20 protein-coding genes are annotated in these 20399 nt (G+C 65.6%); 13 read left to right on the top strand and 7 right to left on the bottom strand.

Translation table 11 applies throughout. From position 1 onward, the window contains the following. Complete coding sequence (locus EPN80_RS08785) at nt 1-1467, bottom strand: oligosaccharide flippase family protein (RefSeq protein ID WP_293025869.1); 1467 nt, start codon at nt 1465-1467, stop codon at nt 1-3. 232 nt (nt 1468-1699) lie between these two features. Here EPN80_RS08785 and EPN80_RS08780 point away from each other — a divergent pair, with 232 nt between their 5' ends. From EPN80_RS08780 to EPN80_RS08755, 6 genes are all read left to right on the top strand, one after another. Then, the gene (locus tag EPN80_RS08780; RefSeq protein WP_293025867.1) at nt 1700-3004 is read left to right on the top strand and encodes a hypothetical protein; all 1305 of its coding nucleotides are present in this window, start codon (nt 1700-1702) and stop codon (nt 3002-3004) included. A gap of 55 nt (nt 3005-3059) precedes the next feature. Further along, nucleotides 3060-4664, top strand: a complete 1605-nt coding sequence (locus tag EPN80_RS08775; protein WP_293025865.1) for a cellulase family glycosylhydrolase — start codon at nt 3060-3062, stop codon at nt 4662-4664. Nucleotides 4665-4807: 143 nt separating this feature from the next. Beyond that, nucleotides 4808-6040: a glycosyltransferase family 1 protein gene (locus tag EPN80_RS08770; RefSeq protein ID WP_293025863.1), complete on the top strand. Its 1233-nt coding sequence runs from the start codon at nt 4808-4810 to the stop codon at nt 6038-6040. Between the two features lie 20 nt (nt 6041-6060). Further along, nucleotides 6061-7092: an amino acid--[acyl-carrier-protein] ligase gene (locus EPN80_RS08765; RefSeq protein ID WP_293025861.1), complete on the top strand. Its 1032-nt coding sequence runs from the start codon at nt 6061-6063 to the stop codon at nt 7090-7092. 31 nt (nt 7093-7123) lie between these two features. Continuing rightward, a complete protein-coding gene (locus EPN80_RS08760) occupies nt 7124-8938 on the top strand; it encodes an alpha/beta hydrolase (RefSeq protein WP_293025859.1) in 1815 nt (604 codons plus the stop codon). Nucleotides 8939-8994: 56 nt separating this feature from the next. Further along, a complete protein-coding gene (locus EPN80_RS08755) occupies nt 8995-10254 on the top strand; it encodes a glycosyltransferase family 4 protein (protein WP_293025857.1) in 1260 nt (419 codons plus the stop codon). Here EPN80_RS08755 and EPN80_RS08750 read toward each other — a convergent pair. The 4 genes from EPN80_RS08750 to EPN80_RS08735 all read right to left on the bottom strand — a co-directional run bounded on the left by EPN80_RS08750 (nt 10228) and on the right by EPN80_RS08735 (nt 14090). After that, a complete protein-coding gene (locus EPN80_RS08750) occupies nt 10228-10821 on the bottom strand; it encodes a phosphatase PAP2 family protein (protein WP_293025855.1) in 594 nt (197 codons plus the stop codon). The two genes, EPN80_RS08755 and EPN80_RS08750, sit on opposite strands and share 27 nt — an antisense overlap. Further along, complete coding sequence (locus EPN80_RS08745) at nt 10818-12029, bottom strand: glycosyltransferase family 4 protein (protein WP_366468395.1); 1212 nt, start codon at nt 12027-12029, stop codon at nt 10818-10820. Before EPN80_RS08745 ends, EPN80_RS08750 begins: the two co-directional genes overlap by 4 nt. 50 nt (nt 12030-12079) lie before the next feature. After that, nucleotides 12080-13006, bottom strand: coding sequence for an amino acid--[acyl-carrier-protein] ligase (locus EPN80_RS08740; RefSeq protein WP_293025853.1), 927 nt, complete (start codon nt 13004-13006; stop codon nt 12080-12082). 220 nt (nt 13007-13226) lie between these two features. Next, on the bottom strand, nt 13227-14090 hold the full coding sequence (locus tag EPN80_RS08735; RefSeq protein ID WP_293025851.1) for a LysR family transcriptional regulator: 864 nt from the start codon (nt 14088-14090) through the stop codon (nt 13227-13229). Nucleotides 14091-14358: 268 nt separating this feature from the next. Here EPN80_RS08735 and EPN80_RS08730 point away from each other — a divergent pair, with 268 nt between their 5' ends. Continuing rightward, entirely contained in the window at nt 14359-14562 is a 204-nt protein-coding gene (locus tag EPN80_RS08730) for a hypothetical protein (RefSeq protein WP_293025849.1), read from the top strand. Between the two features lie 178 nt (nt 14563-14740). Here the strand turns inward: EPN80_RS08730 and EPN80_RS08725 are convergent, their stop codons facing one another. Further along, nucleotides 14741-15247: a carboxypeptidase-like regulatory domain-containing protein gene (locus EPN80_RS08725; RefSeq protein WP_293025848.1), complete on the bottom strand. Its 507-nt coding sequence runs from the start codon at nt 15245-15247 to the stop codon at nt 14741-14743. Nucleotides 15248-15432: 185 nt separating this feature from the next. On the opposite strand from EPN80_RS08725, the gene EPN80_RS08720 reads away from it, so the two are divergent. The 6 genes from EPN80_RS08720 (at nt 15433) to EPN80_RS08695 (ending at nt 19410) form a co-directional block, all read left to right on the top strand. Then, entirely contained in the window at nt 15433-15810 is a 378-nt protein-coding gene (locus tag EPN80_RS08720) for a TraR/DksA family transcriptional regulator (RefSeq protein ID WP_293025846.1), read from the top strand. Between the two features lie 19 nt (nt 15811-15829). Further along, complete coding sequence (locus tag EPN80_RS08715; protein ID WP_293025844.1) at nt 15830-16021, top strand: DUF2964 family protein; 192 nt, start codon at nt 15830-15832, stop codon at nt 16019-16021. Nucleotides 16022-16282: 261 nt separating this feature from the next. Next, on the top strand, nt 16283-16879 hold the full coding sequence (locus tag EPN80_RS08710; RefSeq protein ID WP_293025990.1) for an SCO family protein: 597 nt from the start codon (nt 16283-16285) through the stop codon (nt 16877-16879). 11 nt (nt 16880-16890) lie between these two features. Further along, nucleotides 16891-17334 (top strand): copper chaperone PCu(A)C, encoded by a 444-nt coding sequence (locus tag EPN80_RS08705; RefSeq protein ID WP_293025842.1) that lies wholly within the window; start codon nt 16891-16893, stop codon nt 17332-17334. A gap of 2 nt (nt 17335-17336) precedes the next feature. Then, on the top strand, nt 17337-18188 hold the full coding sequence (locus tag EPN80_RS08700; protein WP_293025840.1) for a cytochrome c oxidase assembly protein: 852 nt from the start codon (nt 17337-17339) through the stop codon (nt 18186-18188). Between the two features lie 82 nt (nt 18189-18270). Next, nucleotides 18271-19410 (top strand): hypothetical protein, encoded by a 1140-nt coding sequence (locus EPN80_RS08695; protein ID WP_293025838.1) that lies wholly within the window; start codon nt 18271-18273, stop codon nt 19408-19410. A gap of 64 nt (nt 19411-19474) precedes the next feature. Here the strand turns inward: EPN80_RS08695 and rocF are convergent, their stop codons facing one another. Further along, nucleotides 19475-20386 carry an arginase gene (rocF, locus tag EPN80_RS08690; RefSeq protein ID WP_293025836.1) on the bottom strand — a complete coding sequence of 304 codons (912 nt, stop codon included), beginning with the start codon at nt 20384-20386 and terminating at the stop codon, nt 19475-19477. Between the last annotated feature and the right edge of the window lie 13 nt (nt 20387-20399).

Genomic DNA, 20399 nt, shown 5'->3' with positions numbered 1-20399 from the left:
TCAGGGATTCTTGCGCAGGTTGAGCCGGCCAAAGAGGGTCTGCGCCATGATGCGCAGACTGGCCAGCCGGTAGAACGACAGCCCCACGTTGGCCGCCAGCATCACCAGGCCGACGGCGCCCAGCAGCGCGGGACTGTCCAGCGAGTCGGCAAGCAATACACTGGCGACCAGGAACGCGAAGTGCGTCAACATCGAGGGCACCAGGCGGCGCGCGCCCATGTGCGAGAGCCGCAGCAGGATGCCGTAATCGATCAGCCCGCGGATGACGACCACGATGCTCGCGCCGGTGATGCCGAAATTCGACGTGGCGAACCACAGGAGCGCACCGAAGAACGGCAGCTCGATCAGCCCCAGATGCGCCAGCGTGGCCGGATTCTTTTGCGCCTGGATGAGCACGCGCAACACATTCGATTGGCCTGATACCCAGATCGCGACGATCAGGATGCGCCCGACCGGCGAGGAAACGATCGACAGATCATGGCCGATCCACAGGCTCAGGAACGGGCCGATCGCAAAAATGCAGACGATCGCCAGCGGTGTGAACAGGGTAGTCAGAAATGTCATCGACGTGCGCACGATCTGGTCGGCATGCTCGCGTTCGCAGGCAACCAGGCGCGGAAACAGGGTTCGCGTGAGCGACAGCGCTACAAGGTTCAGGCGCGTCACCAGCTTTTGCGGCACGGTGTAATAGGTCACGAAGCGGGCGCCGAGCGTCATCCCCAGCATGACCGTGTCGAGTGTGTCGCCGATCATCGCGATGCCCGTGGTCAGCATGATCCAGCCGCCGTAGCCGAACAAGGCGCGGATGGTCCTGAATACCGGTGGCAGCACTTGCCGAATCTGCAGGATGCGCACTGCCGCGATTCCCAACGCCATCACCGTGCCGAGCCGCACCAGCGCAATGGAGGCGATCACCACCGGCAGATGGGCGCCCAGCAGGCAGATTGCCCCGAGCGGCAACAACTGTTCGATGAACGTGCCGATCGTCTGATTCATATTGAGCACGGTAAAGCGCTGCGCGCCCGAGATCGCGCCGGCGAATACCGCGCCGACATTGGCCACCGGGATCGAGCCAGCGAGCCAGGGCAGCGACTCCACCAGCTCGCGCCGCAATGGCGGCGGCGCGGTTGAAAAATGAGCGACGTAGAGCAGGCCGGCGAAGTACATGATCACGGCGCCGGCGATGCCGGTCACCAGATTGGCCCAGCACGCGCTCCAGAATACGCCGTCGATCGGCGCGTCGCTCGTGCCCAGTTGAATTCTGCAAACGCGGTTCTCCGTCGCGATACCCATGCCGAGATCGAGCATGCCGAAATAGGCGACGAACACCCCGGTCAGGGCCACGAAGCCATAGCGGTCGACGCCGAGCAGCCTGATATACAGCGGGACGGTGATCAGAGAGACGAATGTCGGCAGGATCTGACCCGTGAAGTTGATCGCGAAATTCCTGAAAATAGCCTTGTCCATCGTGTCTTCGGTCTCCGCAGAGGGGGGCGCGCGTTATTGCGCGCGGCAAGGCAAACCCGCGTTTGGCGCGAACGGCCCCAAATTGCATTGCTCATGTTAGTAGCTCCGAATCGCGGCCTGTGTGCGCTCGCGCACACAGGGACAAACAAAACGGCGGTACTGTGTTTTTCACAGAGGCGCCCGGCACACGGGCCGGGCCGGTCATGTTTCGTCCAACGCAGCGGATACTCGAATGAAACGCACCGTCGATCGTTACTTTTTCGTGTGGGCCCTGCTGGCGCCGGTGACCTCGGTATTGATCTTGCCGACCGTCCAGGGCACGGTGCCGGCATTCATGATGTGTTTCCTCTCGCTTTTCGTGGTGATTGTCGCGGGCGGGGAGGAGCGGCCGAGATATTTCGGCCTGCTCTTCACATGCGTGCTGATCTGGCTGCTGTTTTTCGCTTTGAGCCAATTTGCCGACCTGCTGGTGAATTACGTCGTGTCGTTCCATGACGTGGTTCTCAATCGCGTCACCGATCATTCATTCGTGATGCGCTCGAGCCTTTTCACGCAATCGCTGTATCTGGTTGCCGTCATGCTGTTCGGCGTGTTCGTGTACGTCTATTACGACGAGCGCTGGGACCGGGTGCTGATTGCCGGCGGGGTGCTGATGGCGCTGTTCGGTCTCTATGAATTCGCGTTCTTCAGCATCGTCGGGCACACGGGCGACTTCCTGACCAACCGTGGCTTTGGCACCGCGCTGGGAAAGGAAGCGGTGGCGCGGCTCGACAGCCAGCGCATCGTGCTTGCCGGCCATACGTTCGAGCGTCTGAGGAGCCTGACGGGCGAGCCCTCGATGTACGCTTTTTCGATCTTCCCCTATTGGATTTACGCGCGCGCGGCAAGCCGCTCGCGCTGGCCCTCGCTGCTCATTGGCGTCTCGCTGATTCTCACCGCTTCGACCACCGCCGCGGTCGGCCTGGTGTGCGCCTTGGCCGTGCGCGCGCTGCGCATGCGGGTCGATGTCGTGAAATGCCTGCTTGCCGTGTTGGCCCTGCTGGTGTTCGCCTACCTGTTCCGGCATACGCTGCTGGCGTTCTACCAGCACGGCATCCTCGACAAGATCGAGGGAAAGAACGCGTCGGGCCACGAGCGCTTCGGGTATTTTCTCGGCAGCGTGAAATTCTGGCTGTCGCTGCCGCTGCTCAATCAGTTCGTCGGTATCGGCTTTGGCTATGTCAGATCGACCGACATGGCTTCGACGCTGCTGGTCAATAACGGCATCCTCGGCGTTTTGCTGTTCACCTTCATCTTCCTTTATCCGGTGTTCCGGCTCGACTGGTCGGAGAAATCCATGGCGTTGCGCCAATGCCTGGTTTCGGTCTACGTGATGATGATGGTCTCGGTGCCCGAATTCTCTTATCTTGCCCCGTGGGCTTTCGTGGCGCTGGCCTACCATCGTCTGAGCCAGAGTGCTCGCGCGGCCAGCCCCTATGCCGCGGACCCGGCCGGTGCCAGCGCCGCGCTGCCGCTCACGCGCGGCTATGGGTCGTGAAATGCGGGCTCACCGTTCGAGGTGGCGCGCGGCGCTTGCCTGTCTCGGCGTCACCATGACGTTAGGCTGGTCCGGGGGTGCCGCGCTCGGCGTCGAGTCCGGCGTGAGCCTGAGCGTGCGCGATCCGGCGGCGTCGCTGCTCGCGCCCGGCGCGGGCGAGCGCACGCTGCATTTTGCCGCGGCCCCGGCGCCGGGTGCCGGCACGCGATTGTCGGTGCGCCTGCACGACTATCTGGCCAACGGCGAACCCAACCCCGCGACGCTCGCCTCGACGCAGGCGCCGCTGGCCGGCGCTGGCGCGACGAGCGGAGTGGGCGAGGCGACCGTGCGTTTGCAATTGCCCGGCATCGGCTTCTATTTGCTCGATGCGCGGCTGCTCGCCCCGGACGGCACCGTCATCGCGCGGCGTCGCATCAATCTGGCGGCGATTCCGCCGCGCAGCGTGCTGGGCCCGCCCGATTTCGGCGTCGGTGCGACTTTCGATCACGGGCCCTACGCGCCGAACGTGCTGCTGTCGATTATCCGGAACGCGGGCTTTTCCTGGATTCGTGGCGAAGTACCCTGGACCGAGGTCGAGAAGCGTCCTGGTGTTTTCCGCTTTCCGGCGCAATTCGGCAATGCACTCGATCTGGCCTCGCGCATGGGCATCAAGAGCCTGGTCCTGCTCGATTATGGTAATGCGCATGCGTATCCGTCCCTGTTCAAGGGCGATAACGCGTTCCCGATGACGGCTGCGGCCCGCGAGAAATTCGTGCAGTATGCCGCCGCCGTGGTCAAGCGCTACGGCGCACAGGTCGACGATTGGGAGATCTGGAACGAGCCTCATTTCAAAGAGATCGGCTACCACGCCTACGTGGCTTTGCTCAAGGACGTCTATCCGGTCATCAAGCGCCTCGCGCCGAGCTCCGGTGTCGTCTCTTGCGGCGGTGACTGGGGCGGCAACCCGGTCGATGCGTGTATCGACGCCATCATCAAACAGGGCGCGCTTAACGATCAGGACGGCTTCAGCATTCACCCCTACATGTTTCCGGCCGCGCCGGAGGTCGGTTATGCCGGCGTCGGTGTTCCTGTCGCGCCCGTCAATATCACCACGGTGTGGCCGTATCTCGGTCGCCTGATAGCGCGCAACCCGAGGTCGAACGGGCAGCCGCTGCAACTCTGGGTATCCGAAATCGGCTGGCCCAGCGCGCCGCGCTCGCCCGGGCAGAACACCGTGACGCAGGCGGCGTATCTGCTCAGAACCTATCTGCTGTCGCGGCGTTACGGGGTGGCCCGGGGCGTGTTCTGGTACGACCTGGTCGACAACGGCACGAACCCCGACGACAAGGAAAGCAACTTCGGCCTGCTGCGCGCCGACCTGTCGCCCAAGCCCGCATTCGCGGCCGCCGCGGTGCTGGCCTCGACGCTGGAGCGCCGCGCCTGGCGCGCGGCGCTGGTCGATACGCCGCAAACCAAGGTTTTCGAATACGGTACGAGCGAACCGGTGATCGCCGGATGGACCGTGGCCGGCGAGCGCGTGGTGCATCTGAGGCTGCCCGCCGGCGCCTATGTGGAGCGGGACTGGGATGGCCGGCAGCAGCCTGTGGCCGAGACCAACGGGCAAATCGACTGGAAGCTGGGCCCGCTTCCGCGCTACCTGTTGCCGGCGCCGACGCATTGACCACGGTGCGCGTCGCGAACGAGGCCGCTGGCCGCGCCAGGTTTTGTTGCCGATCGGCACGCAATGTGCGATATGCAACAGACAGCGCGGCGAGATCGGCAAAAACTGACGCAACGATCCTGCACTCAAGGAGTGATGTCGAAATGAATCGTCCGCTGCGGCGCTCAACTTCGCCCTCTACCCGCGCCGACGAGAGCGGCCCGGGCCGCTCGGCGCAACCTCTGGACGCGACGCCGCCGGGCTCGGGCGCGGGCGATCTCGTGATCAACGGGAAATTTACGTCGCAGCGCATCACCGGAGTGCAGCGCGTGGCGCGCGAGCTGACCGCGGCGCTGCAGCAATTGCTGGGCACCGACGAGCGGCTGCCGGTGATCGTGCCGCGCGACGCCTTGCCCGAGCGCGCGCGCCTGCGTGACGAGTCCGCTTCGCCATCGAGGCTTACCGGATCGCTCTGGGAACAGTTGGCGCTGCCGCTCGAGACGCACGACCGCATGCTGCTCAGCCTGTGCAACATGGGTCCGCTGCTCAAGCGACGCCAAATCGTGATGATCCACGATGCCGCGGTGTACGACGTCGCGCAAAACTACTCATGGAAGTTTCGCTGGTGGTATCGCCTGGCCTTTCGCGTGATGAAGCACCGCGCGGCCCATTTCGTGACGGTATCGGATTTTTCGAAGCGGCGCATCGTCGCGCATCTGGGCATCGACGAGGCGCGCGTTTCGGTCGTGCACAATGCCGCCGATCACTTTGACCGAATCGTCGCCGACCCGGATGTTCTCGCGCGCCTGGCGTTGCGCAAGGACAGCTACGGGCTGGTTGTCGGCAGCCTGTCGGCCGCCAAGAATCTCACGCGAGTGCTGGCCGCGCTCGGGCGCCTGGAGAGGCGCTCGGACGCCCGCTTCGTGATCGTCGGTGGCGGCAACCCACGCATCTTCGGCGCGGCGATCGTCGGCGACGGCAAGTTGCCCGGTAACGTGCTGATGGCCGGCGCTGTCACGGACGGCGAACTCAAGGCCCTGTACCAAAACGCCGCGTGCTTCATATTTCCTTCGCTATACGAAGGGTTTGGCTTGCCGCCGCTCGAAGCCATGCGTTGCGGCTGTCCGGTGATCGCTTCGCGCGAGGCGTCGTTGCCGGAAGTCTGCGCGGACGCCGCGCTGTATTGCGACGCTTATTCGATCGAGGACATCGCCGAGAAGATTGCTCTGATGATGAGCGAGCCCGCGTTGCGCGAGCGTTTTCGCGCGCGCGGGCTCGAACGCGCCAAAGAGTTCGACTGGGCCGTGGCGGCGCGCGAGTTGCTGGCCGTCGCGCAGCGTGTGGCGGGTCGCGGCAGGGACGGGGGTGGAAGAGACTATTTCGAGGTGATGCAATGACCGAGGCCTATCAAGGAGTTATGACTGAACGGAAAAACCCAAAAGGAGCGCGCTTGCCCGCGGCGCGGGCGGCGGACGCGTCGGCCGCCGGACAGAGCTATCTGCAGAGCCTGTTCGAGCAAGGCCTGCTGATCGACACCGGCCTCGAGGGTGTCTATGGCCGCAGCGAGACGTTCGAGGATGTGGTCGATAGCGTCAGCGCGCTGATCGGTGCGTGGGGGCTGTCGCATCAGGCCGAATTGCTGCGCTTTCCGCCCGCCATGGGCCGCGCGACGCTGGAGCAAAGCGGGTACCTGGCCAGTTTTCCGCAACTGGCCGGCGCGGTCTACAGCTTTTGCGGCGGCGAGGCCGAGCACCAGCGCGTGCTGCGCTGCCTGGACGGCGGCACCGATGCCGACGGCGATGCGTGGAGCGGCTCGCAGAGTCCGACCCGGCTCGCGATGACGCCGGTGGCATGCTACCCCGTGTATCCGGTGATGGCCAAGCGCGGGCCGCTGCCGCCCGAAGGACGCACCATCGATATCTTTTCCTACTGCTTCCGCCATGAGCCGTCACTGGCGCCGGAGCGGATGCAGCTGTTCCGCCAGCGCGAGTTCGTCCGCATGGACAAGCCCGCCGGGGTCGTGGCATTTCGCCAGGCATGGATGGCCCACGCCCTCGACATGTTCGCCGCGCTGGGACTGCCGGCTGAAATCGCGGTCGCTCACGACCCGTTTTTCGGGCGCGCAGGGCGGGTCATGGCCGACAGCCAGCGCAGCCAGCAACTCAAGTTCGAATTGCTGGTGCCGGGCGTCAATCCCGAGCGGCCTATCGCTTGCGGCAGCTTCAACTACCACATGGACCGCTTCAGCAGCATCTGGGGAATTCTCGACGCGGATGGGCAGATCGCTCATACCGGTTGTTGCGGCTTCGGCCTGGAGCGGGTCGCGCTGTCGCTGTTCAAGTGGCACGGGTTCGAGATCCGGCGCTGGCCGGCGTCGGTACGCAGGACGCTCAGAAATGCGCGGCGCCGGCGTGGCGCGTCGGCCCTGAATGAGCGCGCAGGCGCATGAACGGCGCGCACGGCACGAGGAGCGGCAGGCCATGACGATGATGACCCCCACGGTATTCGACGGACGCTTCGGCTGGCTTCATCCGGCGCCCGGCGCTTGCGGCGTGGTGATCTGCAATCCCTTCGGCCACGAGGCAATGTGGCTGCATCGCAGTCTGCGCCAACTGGCGCAACGGCTTGCCGAGCAGGGAATGCCGACACTGCGGTTCGACTATGCGGGCTGTGGCGACTCCGCCCCGGGCGAGGCAGATGCCATTTCAGGCGGCACGGCGGACATCGCCGCGGCCGCGCAACACCTGCGCGCGCTGGCCGGGGTCACGCGGGTCGTGCTGCTCGGCGTGCGCATGGGGGCCACGCTCGCGGCGCTGGCTGCGGCGCAAGTCGGTGCCGACGCGCTCGTCATGCTCGAGCCGGTGGTCTCCGGCAAGGCGTATTGGCGCGAGCAGGCCGTCATGCGGCAGGCCGCCGCCGGGCCGGCGCGCCAGGGCGACGCAACGGGTGCCGGCGCAGGCCATTGCCAGGTGCTCGGCTACGACGTCGATGCCGCGACCATCGAACAACTGCGCCTGCTCGACTTGCGAGCGGGCTCGCCGCATCCGGCGCCGCACGTATTGATTCTGGCCGCGGCCGGCAATGCCGCTGTCGACGTGCTTGCGCAAAGCTATCGTGCTGGCGGCGCCAGCGTCGAGACGCAGGCGTTTGCCGAGTTCGACGCGATGCTGCAACCGGCATGGCTGTCGCGCGCGCCGCGCGAGGCCTTCGAGAGCGTGCTGCGCTGGCTGGTTCGGCAGCCGGCGCATGTGATCCTCCCGAGTGTGGCGGGCCACGCCGGAGCGTGCTCGACGCCGGTGATCGCGCTCGATGGCGCGCGCGAACGTCCGGTCATGTTCGATGCGCGGGGCCTGTTCGGGATGCTGTGCGAGCCGCTCGGCAATCAGGTGGCGGGCCTGGCGATTCTGCTGCCCAATACGGGCTGCACCCCGCATGCGGGTGAGTCACGCTTCGCGGTGCGGTTTGCGCGCCGCATGGCCAGCGCCGGCATTGCGACCTTGCGTATCGATGTGAGCGGGCTGGGCGACAGCGAGGCCGCGGGCCGGTGGGACGACGCTCCGCTGCCGTTGGCCGGCGCCTGCACCGATACGGCGCGCGCCGCCGCCTGGCTGGCCGAGGGCGGCTACCGGCGCGTGATCGTCCTGGGCATCTGCACCGGAGCCTACCTTGCGTTGCGCGCGGCCAGCGGCGAACCATCCATAGCCGGCCTGATACTGGTCAATCTGCCGCGCTTCGCATTTCCGGCTGACTGCACGATCCAGGATGTGGGCTTCGCCAGGAAAGGCTCCACGCGCCGCCATTTCAAGTCGATGTTCGAACTCGGCAAATGGCGCGAGGTCGCGCGCGGACAGGTGAGCCTCGCGCCGGTGATCGCCACGATGCTGGGGTACGCCGCGCGCCGGTGCGCCGGCCTGCTCGGCGCGCCCATGCTCGCCAGGCGGCAGGGCGGCGCGGCCGGCTTGCTGCGCGATCTCGACGCGCGCGGGGTGCAGACGCGCCTGCTGTACAGCCCGGACGATGTCGGACTGGACGATTTCAGATTGAATTTCGGCGCCGGCGGCCGTCGCCTGAAGCGCCTGCCGAATGCCCGCGCGGCCGTCATCGACGAGCTCGATCACGAGCTGGCCAATCGCGCGGCGCAGGCACTCGTGACCGAACACTGCGTCGGCCTGCTGCGCGAGTGCTTCGGTGTCGGCGAAGCCCGCCTGGCCGACGAGGCAAAACAGCCGACGGTGCCGGAGCACGCCGGCGGCCTCCTGGCGGGCGCCGAGTGCGGCACCGCGCGGTACGGATAGGCGGGAATGCAATCCTTGACCGAGCAACCACAACATACACAAAAACGGCGGCCCTCATGCACGTGCTTATCGCAAACACGCTTTACTATCCCGATGTCGTCGGCGGCTCGGAGGTCTCCACGCAGATACTCGCCGAAGGATTGGTCGCCGCCGGCGTCAACGTCAGCGTCGTCTGTGTCACGGAGACCGGCGAAGACCGCATGTGCCGAATCAATGGCGTCAATGTGCATTACCTGCGCCTGGCCAATCTGTATTGGCCGTACACGACGCGCCGGCGCATGCTGTTCATGAAGGCCATCTGGCATGCCTTCGACGTGCAGAACGTTTTCATGGCGCGGCGCCTGCAGAAAATCGTCGAACGGGAAAAGCCGGATATCGTCAGCACCAGCAACCTGTCGTGCCTGTCGCTGGGTATCTGGGGCATCGCCCGGCGCGCGGGGCTGCCTATCGTGCACACCATTCGGGATTATTACCTGATGTGTCCGGCAGCGCTGATGTTCTCCAAGGGCAAGTCGTGCCGCAAGCAGTGCAGCACGTGCGCGCTATATGCCGCGCCGAGAAAGCTCAAATCGAGCCAGGTCGATGTGGTGATCGGCGTGAGCGATTTCATTCTGCGCCAGCATATGACGCGCGGATTCTTCCCGCGGGCCTCGGCCGCGCATGTCATCAACGATTGCTATTTGCCGCCGCATCCGGCCGAGATGCGGCTGCCGTCGCCACGCCTGCCGGGCTTCGGCGCGCACGACGCCAAGGTGGCCAGAATTGGCGTGCTCGGGCGCGTCTCGCCCGAGAAGGGCATCGAGATCGTCGCGCAGCAACTGTTGGCGCAGCGCACGCTGCCGCAATGGCGCCTCTATGTCGGCGGAACCGGAGCACCGGCATACGTTGATAAATTGCGCCGCAAATATGCCGACCCGCGCATCGAGTTCATGGGGCGCGTGGATCCCCGGGCGTTCTTCGCCGGCATCGATGTGCTGGTGGTCCCATCGATTTGGCGCGAACCCTTCGGGCGCGTCACGGTCGAGGCCTACGCGCAGGGCGTCCCGGTGGTCGGCGCCAACAGCGGTGCCATTCCGAGCGTGATCGAGCCGGAATCGGCGCTGGTGTTCGACATCGAGCAGCCATCCACACTGATCGCCAAGCTCGAAGCCGCGCTTGCGCTGCGCGCCAGCCCCGGCTTTCGCGAGAGACTGATGGCTCACGCGCAGGGGTTTCGCCCGGATCGGATGGTCGATGCCTACCTCGACATCTATCAGAAGGTATTGGCCGCCGCGCCGCTGGCCGCGCCGCTAGAGGGTTTGGGACAACAAATGTGAGAGCGCGGGGGCCGACTCGACGATCCATGTCTGGATCGGCGCGACGTGCCCGTAGCACACCAGGGCGAGCACCAGCGAGATCGAGACGAACAGCGCCGGGGCAGCCGGCGGCTCCTCGGCGTAGCGCGCCAGCGCGGCGAGCACCGCGCCGCTCACGAGCGAACCCAGCAGCCAGCCGGCGACGACTTCCGGCATCGAGTGCACGCCGATCATTACCCGCGAGACACCGATCGCCAGCGCCAGCAAAAAGCCGCCGGCGGCCCCCGTGGCGGCGCCCCATCGGCCCAGCGCGCGCAATGTCATGCATCCGAGTACCGGATACACCGCGGTGGAGAGCATGGTGTGGCCGCTGACCACCGTGAAATGCCATTGCCGAATCTGGATGTGCCAGCCGGCATAGGCGAACTTCGTCACGCCGACCAGCAGCGAGGCGAGCGCGAGAAAGATCGCCCACACCAGGACGATGCGCCGGCGATGCGAGGCGCCCAGCCACAGCAGCACCAGGCACGCCAGCGGCAAGGTCATGAACGGATCGCCCAGATTGGTCAGTCGGTCCCAGAATCTCATGGCGCGAGGTCGTAAGGTTGATCGGACGCCGCGGCGACTTGCACGATGGGCTCGCGCTTGGCGCTGTGGGGCGTGGCGAGCATGTCGGACTCGCCGAGGAAGCGGCGCCATTGCAGATCGACGAACGAGCCGAATTCGGCGGCGAAGCGCGCCGAGGAAAAGCGTTCGGCATTGGCGCGGCAGTGCTCTGGCGTATACAACTCGGCCGTGCCCTGGAAGCGGTCGATGGCATCGAGCAGCGACGCCACCGTTTGTTCGCCGAAGAACAGCCCGGTCGGACAGGGGTGGCGTCGATCGAGCACGGTTTCGAGGGCACCGCCCTTGCCGTAGGCGATGACCGGCGTGCCACAGGCCTGCGCCTCGAGCACCGAGATGCCGAAGTCCTCTTCCGCGGCAAACACGAATGCGCGGGCTCTTTGCAAATAGCGATGCAGGACGTCGAACGGCTGGTGGCCGAGCAACGCCACGTTGCGCCCGGCGCGCGCCGCGATCTTGCGCATCTCGGGGCCGTCGCCGATGACCACGAGCCGCCGCTGCGGGGTGCGCGTGAACGCCTCGACGATCAGATCGATCCGCTTGTACGGCACCATGCGCGACGCGGTGACGTAATAGTCTTCCTTGCGCTGCCGCAGCTGCAGTGCTTCGATGTCCACGGGCGGCGCGATGACCGTCGAGCTGCGCCGGTACACCTTGCGGATGCGGCGTGCGACGAAGCGTGAATTGGCAATCAGATGATCGACCCCGTTGGCCGAGCGGGCGTCCCAGTTGCGGATGTAGTGCAGCAGCGCGCGCGCGCCGGCCGATTTGAGCCCGGCGCTCAGGCCAGCCTCGCGCAGATACTGGTGCTGCAGATCCCAGGCGTAGCGGATCGGTGAATGCACGTAGGCGATATGCAACTGATCGGGCCCGGTCAGCACGCCCTTGGCGACCGCGTGCGAGCTCGAGATGACCAGATCGTAGCCCGACAGGTCGAACTGTTCGATGGCCAGCGGCATCAACGGCAGATAGGCGCGATAGCGGGTGCGCGCGGCCGGCAGTTTCTGGATGAACGAGGTGTGTACGGATTTGTCGCGCACGCACGTCCGGTCTTCGAGAAAGTCCACCAGGCTGAAGACATCGGCCTGGGGAAAGCAGGCGAGGATCTGTTCCAGCACGCGCTCTGCGCCGCCATGGACGACCAGCCAGTCATGGATCACCGCGACCTTCAGCCGATGCAGCGGTGTGATCCGCTCCTGGGCGCCCGGCGCGGCCATGCTGCTCAAGGTGTCCATAGCGCGTCCCGAACCGGTTGTGGCCATGCGTCGATGTCCAGGCCATGGTGCCAGAAGAGTGCCAGCGCGATGCGCTCCATGCCGAAGCCCACGCATGCGGAATGCGCGAGTGCATGGTCGCTCGAGCGCAGTTCCCAGCGCTGACTGAAGAAGTCCCGGTGCAGATTGAAGCTCAGGCAGGCCACGGCGTTGGCCGTGTCGGCCAGCGGGATGCGCAGCTCGAATTTCAGTGCTTCGGCGTATTGGTTCTGGGCAGCGATTTTCCCGGCGCGGCCGAAGAATGGGTCGCTGGCCAGCGCGATCTCGCACGGCAGACCCAGTCGGTCGACCATGCGCTTGCCGCGCTCGACCCATAGCTGGCGAAATTCGACGGCCTGCGCCGGGGTGCCGATGCGCACGTATTCGCGGATGCGGAACAACTGCATGCGGGTGGGCTCGGGCGACGGCTCATGACGAAAGCAGTACGAATAAACGTCGAAGGTCCTGCCGCCCGGCGGCAGCGGTCCGCGGCGCGCACTCAGCGGATAAACCGGATAGCACGCGGCGGGTGCCATGGCCAGGCCCGCCGGCTGCTGCAGATGCGACCAGTCCTGGCCATCGGCGATGCATTGCAGGGCGCGCCGATGCTCTTTTTCGCCGCCGCAGAAGCAGTGGATCGTGCCGCTCAGGTCCGGGCAACTGTTGAAGTATTCGCTGGTCTCGAAGTCGGCCTGCGAGAGCACCGGCGGAAAGCGCAGCACTTCCGCGTCGAGGTCTTGGCCGGCGGCGGTGATCATCGCGTCCAGGCCGTCGACCACCGCCTCGAAGCGCTGGCTGCGGCCATATAGGCCATCGATGCCGGTTTCAGTGAGTAACCCGGCCTCCAGCAGCCGCTGCCGATAGCCGGTATCCGAGCCGACGACTTCGTGGTGCATGGCGTCTGCGTCGGCGGGGGCTGCCACGTTGCATTGTGCATCCAGCAATATGTCCACGGCGTTTGCCTCATTGGTGTTCACCCGTCGAGGTGGGAAGCATCAGCGTGGCTCAGGACGCTGCGCCAGTCCGTGCGGTGTCGCACATTGGCGTTGCATTGGCGCAGCGCGTCTGGCGCCGGCATGCGTGCGGCGCGGCACGCGCCAGCATGGCCTGGGCCGGCTATGTCAGGTAATCCCAGCGCTGCGACCAGTCGGCGTCTTCCGCGACGATCTGTCGAAGAATGCGCAGGGCCGCATCGACGGCGGTGCCTGCCGCGGTGGGCAGGTAGACGAGGTAGATCGGATACGAGAATTCCGGCGCGTCCTTGACGCGTTCCATCACGCCACGATCCAGATAGAGGCTCACCACGCGCGTTCGAAAATATCCGGAGCCGCCGAACTGGAGAATGTATTGCAGTGCCAATGGCCCGAGGTTGAAATACAGCGGGCCGCGGGCGTGCTCGGGCAGCGCGGCGTCGTGCTGGCGGCGGAACTCAGGGCCCCAGTCGACATAGACGTAGGGCGAGGGACTGTGTACCGCGCAGATCTGAATCAGCTTTTCTTCGAGCACCTGCTCGACCTGGATGCCCGGTGCGTATTCGGGTTCGTACACCAGGGCCGCATCCAGTGCGCCGCTTCGCACTTTTTGCTGAAGCGCCGAGCCATCGCCCAATTCCGCGCGAATGCCGTAATTCGTCATGTCGCGCCGCATGCGCGCGGCCCAGTGCAGTACCAGCGGCGTCGCGAGACTGGCCTCCGCGCCGAAGGTGAACACATCGTCATGGCCGCTTGGCAGCGGAAGATTGCGGCGCGCCGCCTCCCAGGTTTGCACCAGCTGGCCGGCGTAACCCAGAAATTTTTCACCGTCGGCGGTCAACTTCGCGCCGGCCTTGTTGCGCTCGAAAAGACGGCATCCGAGCTGCGACTCGAGATTCTTGATACGGGCGGTGACGGCGGTCTGGGTTACGTGCAGACGCGCGGCGGCTGCCACCAGGCTGCCGGTTTTGACCACCTGCAAGAACGTGCGCGCGAGTTCAACGTCCATCGGTGCCCCAGGCAAAAGCCGCCGCAGGCGAAGTGATCGCCTGGCGCCTGTCGGTTAAATGCAATTATTTTGATATCAAATAGCAATAAGTTTAACTTGTTGCTTGCCAAGTGCAATGCTTAAATGAATTAGCGAAGCGTGGGGTGCATGGCCTCATGCCGCGACGCCGCCGCGCCATAGCGCGCGTTGTCGGACCGGCCCGGCAATTCGATGATGCTGGGTCGTTACCCCGAAATCGGCGCAAACCCTTGGATGCAACGAGTTTCAAATGAGCATTGCACAATTGATTGAGAACGCCCTGACGCTGCTGGCGGCTGGTGCGGCCGCCACGTTCCTGCTGGGAATCAGCCTTTCGGAAGATACGGTTCGGCGTGGCAGCGAGCATGGCCGATTCGGCGGCATGTCGCTCAGTGAGCGTAACAGCACACGTCGCTCGCGCTCCAATCGCGCATCGCGCAAGCCTACCCTTTAGGCGGCTGGCCGACTTCGATCCACTGGCGCACGCGGTGCGCCACTCCCGGTAGGTTCATTGCTCCGAGGGCATCGAGGGCGTTCGTTGCCGCCGGCCCTTGCCGGAGACTTCGCTTGCTCCATGGCGTACCCGCTGCCGTCGCGCGACGCTGTGCAAGCGCGCGCTCGCACGCGAGGCCTTATCGCCGATGGTGCGGCCGCCGGCACGGCTTTGCTGCACACGGCGCAGCAGGTACGCCCGCCGCGCCGGCCGCATCGGTCTCGCCATCTGCCCAGACGAACACCGGGCTCGCGCTGCCATGCTGCGCGACGGTCACGTTCCGTGTCTGTTCCGCACCCTTGTAACGGGCTCGGACCCGGTACGTCCCGGGCGGTACATTGACATACAGGAACGGCCCGGTCGTGGTGGTCGACAGAACCACGGTGCCGTCGGCCCGTTCGATCCTGACGCGGACGTCGGCCAGGTAGGCGCCGTCCGCCTGCGCGAAGGTCATACGCAGCGGGTATTGCGGCGCTGCGGCGCGCATGGCCTGGACTTCGTCCTCGCCGACGCCGCCGCTCAGATAAGTCGCGGCTCCCGCCCGGTGAGGTGACGGCTCGCCCGGCAGGGGTGCTTGCGCGGCGGCAGCGCCGGCCAGGACAAGCGACATGGCCAGTGCGGTCAACATGTTGTTTCTATAGGACATCGCAACTCCCGTAAAAGGCTGCCGGAAAATCATTTCGGCGCCCCGGCATCCTGTTGCCGCGCGGCATGTGCCGATATCAGGCATTGTGAACGTTCGTTTGCGCGGATCCTTGATGTGCGTCAAGGGGCAATCGGTCCGGCCGTCCACAATAAATATCAATTGACCCGGATGCCGAGGGAGGCATTATGGACCACCTGAGCGAACAAGCGATCGCGGCGCTGGCGAGGCATCTCGACGAGGCCGAGGCGCGCATTGGCAAGGAGTTGGAGACCGCCCAGCGCGCCTCGAGCGATCTGCCTGTCGGGGAGGTCGAAGACGAGGCCGACGTGGCGTTCGATACCGAAACCAAGGCGATGGGCGAGGCGATGCTGCAACGCCATCTGGCGCAACTGCGCGATATTGCCGCGGCGCGCGAGCGGATCAAAGCCGGCGTGTATGGCGTGTGTGCCGACTGCGGCAGCGAGATCGATTACGCGAGGCTCGAGGCCTATCCGACGGCCAAGCGCTGCACGGCGTGCCAGCGCCATCACGAACGTCTGTTCGCGCCCGAGGCGGCTGCCTAGGTTTGCCAGGGAGGCGATCGTGAGACGAGGCGAGTTTTTCATCCTTTTGGCGATCATTGCCGTGTTCGTGTCGCTCGGCGGGGTTGCAGTGGCGATCTATGGCCTGCTGCGCCAGGAGCGGCCGATCGTCAACGGCGGGATCACGACCATCGTGATCGGCGCATCTGCCGTGGTGCTGCTGCTCAATACGCCGTTCAGGAAGCGCCGCTGAACGGCCCCGCCCTGATACCGGCGATAAGGAGCCGGCATACTCAGGGCAAGACAAATCCGCTAGAATTTTCGCCACTGTGTTACGCTCCGGACGACGCCGGCGCGGGCATGACGTTCGACGGGTAAAATGCCGATCCGAGCTCCCGAGCCAGCAGGCGTGAGTCTCTGGTGTACGCGAGCGGCCTGCCGCCAGACGTCCACGATGGCGCAGACGCCCTTGCAGTCGTCCCCCACTCATTTGCAGGAGACCCGGCCGGTGGTCATGGCATTTTTCAGGAAATCGACGCGCCTGCTGTTGCTGTGCGCATTGCTTCTGGCAGGCTGCGGCAGCAAGCCTCAACAGTGGTCGCTGACCGACGTTACCGGGCATTTGCCGGATCTTCAGTTTTCCCTGACGTCCGATCAGGGGCGTGCGGTCAGCGCCAAGGACTATCGCGGCGACGTGGTGCTGCTGTATTTCGGCTACACGCACTGCCCCGACGTTTGCCCGACCACCATGGCGCACCTGGCCGCGGTCATGCAGAAACTGGGGCCGGCGGCCGACCACGTGCGCATTCTCTTCGTCAGCGTCGATCCGGCTCGCGACACCCCGGCGCTGCTGCATGAATATGTCACCGCCTTCACGCCGCGCGCGGTCGGCCTGACGGGTAGCGACAGCGAACTCGCCACGGTCGCCCGCCGCTATCGCGTGGCCTATGAGGCCGAAAAGCCAGGGGCCAACGGTAATTACGAGGTCACGCACAGTTCGGCCGTATATGTCTTCGATGCGGCCGGACGAGCCCGCCTGCTGGCCACGCCGAGCGACTCCATCGACGCGATGACGCACGATATCCGGCAGCTTCTGAGTTCCAACTCCTGATGCGAAACAGCATGAAAAAATTGAAATGTGTGTTGGCGGTCGTGGGGCTGACGATCGCTTTTGGCGCTTGCGCCGCCGGCAGCGCGTCGCTCGAAGTACGGCAAGGCTGGGTTCGCTGGCTGCCGGGCGGGTTGCCGGCCGCCGGCTATCTGACCATCGTCAACCACGGCGACAAGCCGGTGGCGCTCGTCAAGGCCAGCAGCCCCGATTATGGCGACGTGATGCTGCACCGAACTCTGTCCTCGGGCGGCACGACGCGCATGGAGGCAATCGACCGCATGACGGTGCCGGCTCACGGCCAGGCGGCGCTCTCGCCCGGGAACTACCATCTGATGCTGATGCAGGCGACGCGCCCGGTGGCGCCCGGTGACCAGGTGCCCGTGACTCTGCAATTCTCCGACGGCGCGCTGCTGCATACCCAATTGAAGGTTCGGCCTGCGAACCAAGTGAATTGATCGTGTCGCTGCTCGCATGGCTCGTGCCGTGGGAGCCGTCGCCGACGGTGGTGCTGTGCATCGCGACGAGCGCGGTTCTCTATCTGCGGGGCTGCCGCGTGCGGCGCACCTCCGTGCCGCGCCAGATCGCCTTCTGGAGCGGACTGGCGCTGCTGTATATCGCGCTGCACACGCGGCTCGATTACTATGCCGAGCACGCCTTCTTCGTGCATCGCATCCAGCACCTGATGCTGCACCACCTGGGGCCTTTCCTGATCGTTTTGAGCTACCCCGGCACGACCCTGTACGCCGGCGTGCCGCTTGCCTGGCGCCGGCGCTGGCTGCGGCCCGCGCTCGATTGGGCGCCGGTGCGCAAGACGCTCGACGTGCTGCTGCATCCGGCGGTCGCCGCTTTTCTGTTCGTCGGGCTGATTTATTTCTGGCTGATTCCGGCCGTGCATTTCGACGCAATGCTCGACGTGCGGCTGTACCGCATCATGAACTGGGGCATGGCGCTCGACGGCCTGATGTTCTGGTGGCTGGTGCTCGACCATCGGCCCGCGCCGCCGGCGCGCCTGGCGCCGGGCGTGCGCATTCTCCTGACGGTCGGCGTGATTCCGCCGCAGATCGTACTGGGCGCGGTGATCGGCCTGTCGTCGCACGATTTCTATACCGTCTACTCGGTCTGCGGGCGAGCCTTCACCAATATCAGCCCGATCATGGATCAGCACCTGGGCGGCCTGATTCTCTGGATTCCGGGCTCGATGATGAGCGTGATCGGCGCGCTGGTGGCGTTGCGCCACTGGATGCGCAATGACAGCCGGCCCGGCAGGCGAGCGCCGCGCGCGCCGCGCCGCGTGGCCCACGGCAAGTAGCCCGGCCCAGGCGCATTCAAATGTATAATGCCGCGGCCGCCGATCCGATGCGGCGTTCTCCAACATTGGGCGGGCGATCACGATGGCGCAGACGCTGAATCCATCGAACCATACTTTCGACTTTCACTGCCGTGGCGTCGGCGTGCCGCAGGCCGCGCGCAACAGCATGCTGGCCCACCTCGATGCGCTCGGCCTGCGCGACGATGTGCGTGTGACGGATGCCTCGGGCGCGCAGCTGGTCGTCGCGCTCAGCGAAGAGCGTGCTGCTGCCTGGGCGCCATTTGGCGACACCACGTCGCTGGCGCGCAAGCTCGGCCTGGATCCCATCGGCAAGCCCGAGGACCTGGAGCGCGAGACCCTGCTGGCGATGCTGGCCGCGCCGCGCGTGTGCGGTTTCAACTACCCCAGTTTCGAGGAATTTCTCGCCGCCGTGCGGGTGCGTTGCCATATCGCCAGCGCGGCGCGTCGCACGCAACTGGCGTTCGACACAGTGGAAGCCGAGCGTCCGGCCGATTGCTGGGCCTACGACGAGGAACGCGGTTTCACCATCCTGCCCGGCAAATCGCTGATCACGTCGTTGCAAAAAGCGACGCAACCGGATGTTTCGGGCAAGCTGTATTCGTTCTCCTGCTATCGCGCCACCGAGTATGTGATCCTGCTCGGCATCGCCCAGACGCTGGCCGAGATCAATCCGCCGTTGCTCGACCGGCTGCAGCGCCAGTGGCAGGCCAAGGCCGTCATGTCGGGCCCATTCCACGATGTTTTCCTGGTCGAATTCGGTGCCATGAACGATCCGCTGCCGCCGGGTTACTACGTGCCGGGCGACCGCCTGTGGTTCCGCAATCCCGACGAGCCGTCGTCCAACGTGCCCGGGTACGAGGGGTCGTGGGTGTTCTATCTGGGCGGCGGGGAGTTCTCGAATTTCTGGAAGCGCGACCAGCATTACACGCTGACCACCAAATGCGTCGAGATCTATCATTGGCGGCACGGCGCCTACCGCGACGCGGCCGGGCAATGGCAAATGGACGAGAGCGTCGTCGAGGCGCGCATGCGCGAGACGCTCGCCGATCCTGACGAAGTCGAGCGGGTGCTGCAGCAGGTGTTCCGCCTGCGCGACCCGCAGGGCGTGTATGCCGAGGGCGGCTGCATCGACTCCTCGCGCGAGTGCCCGCGCCGGCTGTGTCCGGCAACCTCCGATATCGTGTTGCCCGACGTCGCGTGATGTGAATCGAGGTGGATCGACGCGTAGCGATGCGGCTACGGCGCGCATGCCGTGCGCCGCATGTCTAGCGAATCAGCGTCGATTTGCCGAACAGGCTCTCGATCAAATCCACCACCAGCACGGCGGTTTCGTTGCGGATGTCGCATGCCGGGTTCAATTCCATGATGTCGAGCGAGGCCAGGCGCCCCGTATCGGCAATCATCTCCATGCAGAGTTGGGTTTCCCGGTAGGTCGGGCCGCCGCGTACCGCGGTGCCGACCCCGGGCGCGATGGCCGGGTCGAGAAAATCGATGTCGAAACTCACGTGCAGATGCGTATGCCCGTCGATGCCGGCGAGTGCCTGCTCCATGGTTTGGCGCATGCCGTTCTCGTCGATGTGGCGCATGTCGAACACGGTCAGGCGCAGGTCCTGCAGGTGGAGCTTTTCGCCCGCGTCGACGCTGCGAATGCCGATTTGCCGGATCGCCGCCGGATCGAGCGCAGGGCTCGCGCCGCTCAACCCGGTGAGCGCCGCCGGGCCGCGCCCGCACAGGCAGGCCACCGGCATGCCGTGGAGATTGCCGCTCGGTGTGATCTGACGGGTATTGGCGTCGGCGTGCGCGTCCAGCCACAGCACCACGAGCCGCTTGCCCTGGGCGCGGCAATGCTGCGCTACCGCGCTGATCGAGCCGATCGCCAGGCAGTGATCGCCGCCGAGCAGCACCGGCAACTGTTCGGCGCGCAGGCACTCAAGCGTGGCCCGGTGAACGGCGCGGCACCATTCGGTGACTTCGGCCAGGTGCCGGAAGCCGTCGACCGGCGGCAGCCACGGATTGGCCGGCCCGCTCAGATTACCGGCGTCCAGCACGTCCAGCCCGTGCCGCTGCAGGATACCGGGCAGATCGGCCACACGCAGTGCCTCCGGGCCCATCGAGGCGCCGCGCAGGCTGGCGCCGATATCGGTCGGCGCGCCGATCAGGCGAATCGTCTTGGTCATCGTGCGACAAACC

Source organism: Pandoraea sp., assembly GCF_004297875.1.
In the GTDB taxonomy this organism is placed as follows: Bacteria; Pseudomonadota; Gammaproteobacteria; order Burkholderiales; family Burkholderiaceae; genus Pandoraea.
Note: the sequence above shows the minus strand (reverse complement) of the source record. Positions and strands in the feature narration are given on the sequence as shown.

Coding starts and splice junctions, on each gene's coding strand:
- EPN80_RS08775 (WP_293025865.1), top strand. CDS start 3,060: ATGACGTTAGGCTGGTCCGGGGGTGCCGCGCTCGGCGTCGAGTCCGGC.
- EPN80_RS08765 (WP_293025861.1), top strand. CDS start 6,061: ATGACTGAACGGAAAAACCCAAAAGGAGCGCGCTTGCCCGCGGCGCGG.
- EPN80_RS08730 (WP_293025849.1), top strand. CDS start 14,359: ATGAGCATTGCACAATTGATTGAGAACGCCCTGACGCTGCTGGCGGCT.
- EPN80_RS08750 (WP_293025855.1), bottom strand. CDS start 10,821: ATGAGATTCTGGGACCGACTGACCAATCTGGGCGATCCGTTCATGACC.
- rocF (WP_293025836.1), bottom strand. CDS start 20,386: ATGACCAAGACGATTCGCCTGATCGGCGCGCCGACCGATATCGGCGCC.
- EPN80_RS08760 (WP_293025859.1), top strand. CDS start 7,124: ATGACGATGATGACCCCCACGGTATTCGACGGACGCTTCGGCTGGCTT.
- EPN80_RS08770 (WP_293025863.1), top strand. CDS start 4,808: ATGAATCGTCCGCTGCGGCGCTCAACTTCGCCCTCTACCCGCGCCGAC.
- EPN80_RS08740 (WP_293025853.1), bottom strand. CDS start 13,006: ATGCACCACGAAGTCGTCGGCTCGGATACCGGCTATCGGCAGCGGCTG.
- EPN80_RS08755 (WP_293025857.1), top strand. CDS start 8,995: ATGCACGTGCTTATCGCAAACACGCTTTACTATCCCGATGTCGTCGGC.
- EPN80_RS08735 (WP_293025851.1), bottom strand. CDS start 14,090: ATGGACGTTGAACTCGCGCGCACGTTCTTGCAGGTGGTCAAAACCGGC.
- EPN80_RS08725 (WP_293025848.1), bottom strand. CDS start 15,247: ATGTCCTATAGAAACAACATGTTGACCGCACTGGCCATGTCGCTTGTC.
- EPN80_RS08780 (WP_293025867.1), top strand. CDS start 1,700: ATGAAACGCACCGTCGATCGTTACTTTTTCGTGTGGGCCCTGCTGGCG.
- EPN80_RS08695 (WP_293025838.1), top strand. CDS start 18,271: ATGGCGCAGACGCTGAATCCATCGAACCATACTTTCGACTTTCACTGC.
- EPN80_RS08710 (WP_293025990.1), top strand. CDS start 16,283: ATGGCATTTTTCAGGAAATCGACGCGCCTGCTGTTGCTGTGCGCATTG.
- EPN80_RS08785 (WP_293025869.1), bottom strand. CDS start 1,467: ATGGACAAGGCTATTTTCAGGAATTTCGCGATCAACTTCACGGGTCAG.
- EPN80_RS08720 (WP_293025846.1), top strand. CDS start 15,433: ATGGACCACCTGAGCGAACAAGCGATCGCGGCGCTGGCGAGGCATCTC.
- EPN80_RS08705 (WP_293025842.1), top strand. CDS start 16,891: ATGAAAAAATTGAAATGTGTGTTGGCGGTCGTGGGGCTGACGATCGCT.